At 29.4% G+C, this 8,128-nt stretch carries 8 protein-coding genes; 6 read left to right on the top strand and 2 right to left on the bottom strand.

What is annotated here, in order from left to right; all coding sequences use genetic code 11:
• The 4 genes from ABY298_RS13325 to ABY298_RS13340 all read left to right on the top strand — a co-directional run.
• A partial coding sequence (locus ABY298_RS13325; RefSeq protein ID WP_372746552.1) for an ATP-dependent 6-phosphofructokinase occupies nt 1-883 on the top strand: 883 nt, incomplete at its 5' end.
• Nucleotides 884-1,441: a hypothetical protein gene (locus ABY298_RS13330; RefSeq protein WP_372746553.1), complete on the top strand. Its 558-nt coding sequence runs from the start codon at nt 884-886 to the stop codon at nt 1,439-1,441.
• The gene (gene gap, locus ABY298_RS13335) at nt 1,434-2,429 is read left to right on the top strand and encodes a type I glyceraldehyde-3-phosphate dehydrogenase (RefSeq protein WP_372746555.1); all 996 of its coding nucleotides are present in this window, start codon (nt 1,434-1,436) and stop codon (nt 2,427-2,429) included. The genes ABY298_RS13330 and gap overlap by 8 nt, the downstream gene beginning before the upstream one ends.
• 42 nt (nt 2,430-2,471) lie before the next feature.
• The gene (locus ABY298_RS13340; protein WP_372746556.1) at nt 2,472-2,834 is read left to right on the top strand and encodes a methylglyoxal synthase; all 363 of its coding nucleotides are present in this window, start codon (nt 2,472-2,474) and stop codon (nt 2,832-2,834) included.
• 220 nt (nt 2,835-3,054) lie between these two features.
• Here ABY298_RS13340 and ABY298_RS13345 read toward each other — a convergent pair whose 3' ends face one another.
• Both ABY298_RS13345 and ABY298_RS13350 read right to left on the bottom strand, forming a co-directional pair.
• Nucleotides 3,055-3,435: a Rid family detoxifying hydrolase gene (locus ABY298_RS13345; RefSeq protein ID WP_372746557.1), complete on the bottom strand. Its 381-nt coding sequence runs from the start codon at nt 3,433-3,435 to the stop codon at nt 3,055-3,057.
• 11 nt (nt 3,436-3,446) lie between these two features.
• A complete protein-coding gene (locus ABY298_RS13350) occupies nt 3,447-6,077 on the bottom strand; it encodes a putative LPS assembly protein LptD (protein ID WP_372746558.1) in 2,631 nt (876 codons plus the stop codon).
• 198 nt (nt 6,078-6,275) lie between these two features.
• On the opposite strand from ABY298_RS13350, the gene ABY298_RS13355 reads away from it, so the two are divergent.
• Nucleotides 6,276-7,427: an N-acetylmuramoyl-L-alanine amidase gene (locus ABY298_RS13355; protein WP_372746559.1), complete on the top strand. Its 1,152-nt coding sequence runs from the start codon at nt 6,276-6,278 to the stop codon at nt 7,425-7,427.
• A gap of 60 nt (nt 7,428-7,487) precedes the next feature.
• Nucleotides 7,488-8,128, top strand: a 641-nt coding sequence (locus tag ABY298_RS13360) for an MlaD family protein (RefSeq protein ID WP_372746560.1), incomplete at its 3' end; no start/stop codon positions are given.

Genomic DNA, 8,128 nt, shown 5'->3' on the forward strand with positions numbered 1-8,128 from the left:
AGTAGAGTGTGTTGGAATTTACAGAGGTTATCAAGGCTTAATAGAAGGTGATTTTACAAAATTAGAAGCTAGAAATGTTAGTAATATTATTAACAGAGGTGGTACTATTTTAAAAACTGCCCGCTCTAAAGATTTTATGACCAAAGAAGGAAGAGCAAAAGCACATGAAAATTTGTTAAAAGAAGGAGTAGATGCTTTGGTATTAATTGGTGGTGATGGCACATTTACTGGTGGAATGGTATTTAACGAAGAGTTTAAATTTCCATGCATAGGAGTTCCAGGAACCATAGATAATGATATTTCAGGTACAAATTATACTATTGGATATGATACGGCGTTAAACACTGTAGTTGATGCAATTGATAAAATTAGAGACACAGCCAGTTCGCATAACAGATTGTTTTTTGTTGAGGTAATGGGGCGTGATGCTGGTTTTATTGCATTAAATGGAGGTGTAGGTGCTGGAGCTGAAGAAATTTTAATACCCGAAGAAGATTTAGGACTTGAAAGGTTATTAGAATCATTAAAAAGAAGTAAACGATCAGGAAAATCTTCAAGTATTGTAGTAATTGCTGAAGGTGATAAAATTGGTAAAAACGTATTTGAATTAGCTGATTATGTAGAGAAAAACCTAAAAGAATACGAAGTAAGAGTTTCTGTTTTAGGACATATGCAAAGAGGTGGATCTCCAAGTTGCTTTGATAGAGTTTTAGCAAGTAGGTTAGGGGTAAAAGCTGTTGAATTACTGCTAGATGGTAAAACAAACTTAATGGTTGGTTTAATTAACGGTAAAGTGGAGACTACAGAATTAGACCAAGCAGTAAAAGGTCATCATACTATTAATAAAGAGTTATTACGAGTGAGTGATATAATGTCTATTTAAATGAGAAAAATTTTTATTTTTTTAATTGCAACTAGTCTTTTTTCTTGTAATGGGAAAAAGACGGTAGCAGTTGAAGAATTGTCAGAAGAAAAAAAGGAAATAATTAAAAAAGTAGTGAACATTGAAAGGTATGTAAATGATATTGATAGTTATATTTATCATATTAATGTTTCTACTAAAGATTACGATAGTATTAGTGAAAATGAAATACTATCACTTACAAAACTTGGACATATAACTAAAAATATTTCAGAAAAAGATATTACCTATAAAAACTCCAAAATTATAAAAGTTAAATACAGAGATTTTTTAGAGAATAATTTTATCAAAGTAAAATCTTTTTATTATGATTATGATAATTTGATTTGTGTAAAAATTTATGAGTTATTGCCAACTAGTACGGGTGAGGGGAAAATTTATAGTAGAAAAATTTATTATAAAAATGATGGGTTGTTGTTTGATACTGGCGAGAATGATTCTAAATATAAACCTGCTGAGGTGTTAGCATTTGGTAGTCAAAAGTTAAATTTAGAATATCAGGCTAGTTTAAATGATTAAAATTGCCATTAATGGATTTGGAAGAATTGGACGTTTAGCATTTAGAACGGCAATTTCTCGAAAAAACATACAAATTGTAGGTATTAATGATGTATTAGATATTAATCATTTAGCGTATTTATTAAAATACGATTCTGTACACGGAAAATTTAATGGAACCATTAAAGTTGTTGAAAATCAATTAATTGTAAATGGTAGCGTTATTCATATTTCTTCAGAAAAAAATCTTGAGAATTTACCTTGGCAAAAATTAAATGTAGATTATGTAATAGAATCTACAGGATTGTTTACAGATAAAACTCTAGCAGAACTTCATATAAAAAGTGGTGCAAAAAATGTGGTAATTTCTGCGCCTTCAAATAATGCTCCAATGTTTGTAATGGGAGTAAATCATACAAGTTTAAAAAAAGAAGATAATGTGTTTTCAAATGCATCTTGTACCACAAATTGCTTAGCACCAATTGTAAAAGTTTTAAATGATAATTTTGAAATAGTAGAAGCATTAGCAACTACGGTGCACACGGCAACATCTAGCCAAAACACTGTTGATGGACCTGAAAAAATATGGAGAAGAGGAAGATCGGCATTAAACAATATGATTCCAACATCAACAAATGCAGGAAAAGCGGTGTTAAAAATTTTACCTGAATTAGAAGGGAAAATTTTAGCAATGGCCGTTAGAGTGCCTATTGTAGATGTTTCTTTGGTAGATTTAACGGTTCGTTTAAAAAAATCTACCAATTACCAAGATATAAAAAACGTAATGAAATTTGCATCAGAAAACCAGTTGAAAGGAATTTTAGGTTATACGGAAGATGAAGTTGTATCGCAAGATTTTATTTCAGAACCTAGAACTGCAGTTTTTGATGCCAATGCAGGTTTAGAGTTAAATAATAATTTTTTTAAAATTATTGCTTGGTATGATAATGAGTTTGGTTACGCTACCAAACTTGTAGATTTAATAGAATATTCACATTCACTTAAATAAAAAAAAGTGTAAAATACCAAGTAACTTTCTTATTTTTACAATATGGAAATAGCAATTATAGCACACGACGGAAAAAAGGCAGAAATGATTCAATTTTTAATGGATTTTAAAGCCTTAATAATTTCAAAAGAAATTACATTAATAGCAACTGGAACAACTGGTAAAAATGCTGAAAAAGCTGGGTTTACGGTAGAAAAGTATTTGTCAGGACCGTATGGCGGTGATGCTCAAATTGCTGGTAGAGTTGCAGAAGGAAAAACCGATATGGTTTTCTTTTTTAGAGATCCACTTGGAATGCATCCACACGAACCAGATATTGCAATGTTAATGCGTTTGTGCGATGTTCATGATGTTCCATTAGCTACAAATCCTGCAACTGCCGAATTATTGATAAAGGCTATTTAAAAGATTTTAAATATTGGTTTTACACAAACTGGATAGCCGGTTTTGTTGGAATAATAGTAATTGTTCTAATAAATTTTTCGGTTATTATTTATTATACCTACATAGGTTGTATGGTAGATTTCTCTACGTAGGAATAACATTTATATTAATCAATTAAATGCTTTTACAAATCTATAAATGAACAAAATAATTGTTTTTTACCAACAATTATTTTAAAAAATTATAGCATAGCAATCATTGAAATTTCAACATTTACAAATTTAGGTAAATTTGCAACTTCTACAGTTTCTCGAGCAGGAGCGGTTTCGTGGTTAAAATAACTTCCATAAACATTATTTATAACAGCGAAATTATTCATGTCTGATATGAATATAGATGTTTTTATAACATTTTCAAAAGTCATATCAGCGGCAGCTAAAACAGCTTTTAAATTTTCCATAACTTGTTTGGTTTCTAATTCTATAGAATCTAAAACCAATTCATTAGTTGCTGGATTAATAGCAATTTGCCCTGATGTATATAGTGTATTTTCAACTAAAACAGCTTGATTGTATGGACCAATAGGTGCTGGTGCATTTTTTGTATTAATTATTTTCTTCATAATATATTAAATTAGAATAAAGATTTATCTGATTGCTTTGTTTTATCGTATTTTAAATCACTTAACATACTCGATTTTATACCAATAAAAAAGTAATACGTTTGTCTGGTACCAAAAGGAACCCAGTTAAAATTTAATTTCCAGCTATCTAAATCACGAGAAAATCGTAATTGAGTATATGAAAAACCTTGATCTTTAATATCGTAACCAGAAGAAAATCCAACTTTCCATTTGGGCGTTAGATCTAAATCACCCGAAAACATTAACGAATTTGATGTAATTTCATTTTGCCGTATAGAATTACTATAATTAAGGGCATAAGATATTTTTAAACTCCACGGAATTTGTGCTCCAAAGAGTTTAGTGCTTTTTGTTTCTTCTTGATTTTCACCTTGACCTTCGCCTTCCATTCTGTTGGATGCAATGGAGGATTCTCCAAAAATACCATCTGAATTATTAGCATCGGCATTTTTTTGACTTTGCGATTTTTGTTTATCATCGCCTCCACTTGACAAAGAGTAGTTCAATGTCATTCCTGCACTTGTTAGCCTAAATAAGCTACCATTATTATTTATATTAAAGGTGTTAATTTTGGTTCCACTGGCGTTTAGGGCATACGGATCTAAACTTGCATTTGCATTTACACTTAACTTATTGTCAAATAAAGTTGTTCCAGCACTTACACTTACTGGACTCCATTTTAAAGAATCTGCAGCCATATTATAGCTTGTAGAAAAATTTAAACTATTTAATAATACCAATTTTGTGGATTCTGTTTGTGTTGAGTCTTTTGATTTTACTTTTGCTTCTAAATTATTGTTTAAAGCAAAGCTTAAACTGTTAGATATTCCGGATCCTGGACTTCCATAAATTCCATTTGCAAATGGAGAATATTCAACAATATCTGTAGGATCACTAGAGTTTTGTACTTCTTCATTATAATAACTAAAATCGGGTCTGTAACTATAAGAAATACTTGGACGAATTACGTGACGAATGGCTTCAATTCTACTATTCTTTTTAAACTTAAACATTCCATATAAAGTTGTGCTTAAAGATAGCGATGTGCTGTATTCTCTAAAAGAACTAAAACCACTTACGGTATCTGTAACTACTTCATTTTCAACTTCATCGTAGGTTTTTTTCAATTTATCAAAATACCAAACTTCATTATAACTTAAACTTGGAGATAGTGTAAGGTAAGAAAGCGCTGTAATATTAGTGCTTAAACCTGCTGTGTGTTTCACTCCTGATTGTGCATCATCAAACATTCCTTTTTTAAAGAAAAATTCATCGGTGGTACTTATTTTATTGGTTCCGGCCAACGAATATGTAAAACCAGTTTTTTGAAGCGCATTGTTTTTAGCACCATTTTTACCTGCAAAAGGATATTGCCTATCCATACTTACTTGTAAAGAAGGCAGTGTCATAGAAATTTCTTCAGTATTTGTATTTTGAGAATGTGTTGCTGATATTGTCATATTAAACGGAGTATCAACAAAATTTTTGTAAAATGAAATAGAAGAACTTAATGTATTATTTAAAAATGAATTGGTATTGTATTCGTTATTAGATTCTTTATAATATTTACTACTTCCTAAATTTACAGAAGCTGAAAAACGTGAATTAGGACTTGCTTTTGTATCTTGACTATGACTCCAACGGATATTATAATTAGAGCTTTTTGAATAATCATCAAATCCTTTAATACTACTAATTAAATTTTCGTACGAAAAATTAAAGCTTCCTGAAAATTTATACCTAAAAACATAAGAAGATTCGGCGCTTAACCCCCAACTTCCATTTGTGTAAATATCACCTAGTACGGCTAAATCAGCGTTGTCACTTAAAACAAAATAGTATCCACCGTTTTGTAAAAAATATCCTTGCGTACTATTTTCACCATAGGTTGGCATTAAAAACCCAGAAGTTCGTCCTTTTGTTAATGGAATATATGCAAAAGGTAAAACTACGGGTGTTGGAACATCTGCAATTACCAATTGACTAGGACCAGCCACTAATTTTTGGTCTTTAATAAATTTGGCTTTTTTAATTTTTATGTAATAATCTGGATCATCTTTTTGAGATGATGTTATTTTTATGTTTTCAATAAATATAACAGAATCATTATGTTTTTTACTTACTTCACCTTTAATTATTAAACCTTCCTGTTCGGTTTTTAAATTCCAAATTTTAGCTTTTTCTGATTTAAAATTAAATTTTATAGTGTCTTGCAGTGATTCTTGTGTGCCTTGTTTAAAAACAGGTAATTGAGAATAAACGCCAACACTATCTTTAATTCCTTTTGCAGTAACTATATTATTTGTATTGTTAATTTCAATATGGCCAGCTGTTAAATCAATATCTTTATAATGAACACGAGCGTTTTTATATAAAATAATTTTGTTGTTTTTTATATCCTGACGGATTAAACTATCAGCACTATGTTCAATTATACTTTCTATAATTTCTTTGGGTTTTTTTAAAGAATCTTTTTGTTTTATAATACTTATAGAATCTTTTTGCCCAATTATTAAAGAATCATTTTTTTTAAAAATGGAATCGGAAGGTTTTAACTCATTTTCAGACTTAATTTCTTGCGAAAAAACAGTTGTATTGATAAAGCAATTAGCTAGTATCAAACAAATTATAACTATGGTATTTTTGTTAGTAGTTTTAATAATGAATTTTTTATAAAAATACTTTTTAAATTGGTTTGATAGCATAAGTTTTTTTACTTTAGCTCTTTAATTAAACAGCCTAAAATTGTTTGTTTGTAAATGTATGGCTCAATAATTGTAGCACCAAATAATAAATGCCAAAATTAATTAAAATATTTGATGAACGCACAACTCTTTTCTAAAATTAAAGTTAAAACGAATTACGTTTCTTTTTTAGTATTTATAGTACTTTTTGTTTTTATTAATCAGTCCTTAACAGCTCAAAATAAAGATTTTGTAGTTGTGTTAGATGCTGGTCATGGTGGTAAAGATCCTGGTAAGGTAAATCATGAAAATGCAAAAGAAAAGGAAATAGCCTTAAATATAGTATTACAAGTAGGTGAATTATTAGAAAAAGAAAATGGTATTAAAGTAGTTTATACCAGAAAAACAGATGTATTTGTTGATTTATGGGAGCGTGGAAGAATTGCAAATAAAGCTGATGCTAATTTATTTGTATCTATACATTGTAATGCACATACTTCTCAAGCAAAAGGTTCTGAAACTTGGGTATTGGGAACACACGCAAATAGTAGAAATTTTGAAGTTGCAAAAGCAGAGAACTCTGTAATTTTATTAGAGGATAATTATAAGGTTAATTATAAAGGTTTTGATCCTCATTCGCCAGAATCGGTTATTGGCTTAACATTAATGCAAGAAGAATACTTAGATCAAAGTATTCAACTGGCAAGTATTATTCAAGATGGTTTTACCAATAAATTAAACAGAGTAAACAGAGGTGTAAAACAAGCGGGTTTTGTGGTTTTACATCAAACATATATGCCAAGTGTTTTAATTGAAACAGGTTTTATTACTAATAGTGAGGAAGGTAGTTTGTTAAATTCTAGCGCTGGTCAAAAAAAATATGCAGAATCTATTTTTAAAGGAATTTTAAAATACAAAGAGCAACTGTCTTTAAATACAGTTTCAAATGTGAATTTAGAAATTAGTGAAGTAAAAAATAAAAATTCAGTAAAAACTTCTAGCCACAAAGAGAGTGATGAAAGTAGTATTGAAGCCGAATTTAAAGTGCAAATTGCATCAGGATCTAGAAAAGTTGAAACCCATCCGTATAATTTTAACGGATTAGAAAATGTAGAAAGAGCCCAAGTTGGTTCAAGTTACAAATATTATTTAGGAAGCACTTCAGATTATTCTAAAATAAAAGAGTTACTTCAATTAGCAAAATCAAAAGGTTATACATCGGCGTTTATAGTTGCATTTAAAAATGGAGATAAAGTATCTATTGAAGACATTTTAAAAAAATCATAGAAACTAAAACAAGTACTCCCAAAAAATATTAGTATTATTGCTTTTTAAAAAAGTATTATTTTGAAAATAACAAGAGAATTAAAAACTGGAGTTGTTGCTGTTTTAATTATAGCCCTTTTTATTTGGGGATATAATTTTTTAAAAGGGATGAATTTATTTGATGGACCTTTAAAAACATATTTTACAGCATACAACAACGTACAAGGTTTAAATACAGCTAGCAAAGTTACTATAAATGGTGTTGAGGTAGGAAAAGTTGTAGCCATAAATTTTAATGAAGACCCTTCTAAAAAAGGACAGTTAATTGTTGAGTTTAGTATTGAAAATGATTTCGAATTTTCTAAAAATAGTGTTGCTAAAATTTACAGCGCTAGTTTAATGGGAGGAAAATCATTAGCTATTGTACCATCATACCAAGGAGAAACTGCAAAACCTGGAGATTTTTTACGTGGCGAAATAGAATCTGACATATTTTCTACTGTAACAGAAAAACTGAATCCGCTACAAGCAAAAGTTGAAAATGTAATTGTAAGTGCAGATTCACTTATGACTGGTTTAACAGATGTTTTAGATGCTAAAAGCAGAAACAATTTAAAAAGTAGTATTGCCCAACTTAATGAAACAGTTACAAATTTTAAATTAATTTCAGAATCTGTAAATGAATTGGTTAAAAATAATGATGATAAATTAGCTAAAACACT

The organism is Lutibacter sp., assembly GCF_041596795.1.
Lineage (GTDB): Bacteria > Bacteroidota > Bacteroidia > Flavobacteriales > Flavobacteriaceae > Lutibacter.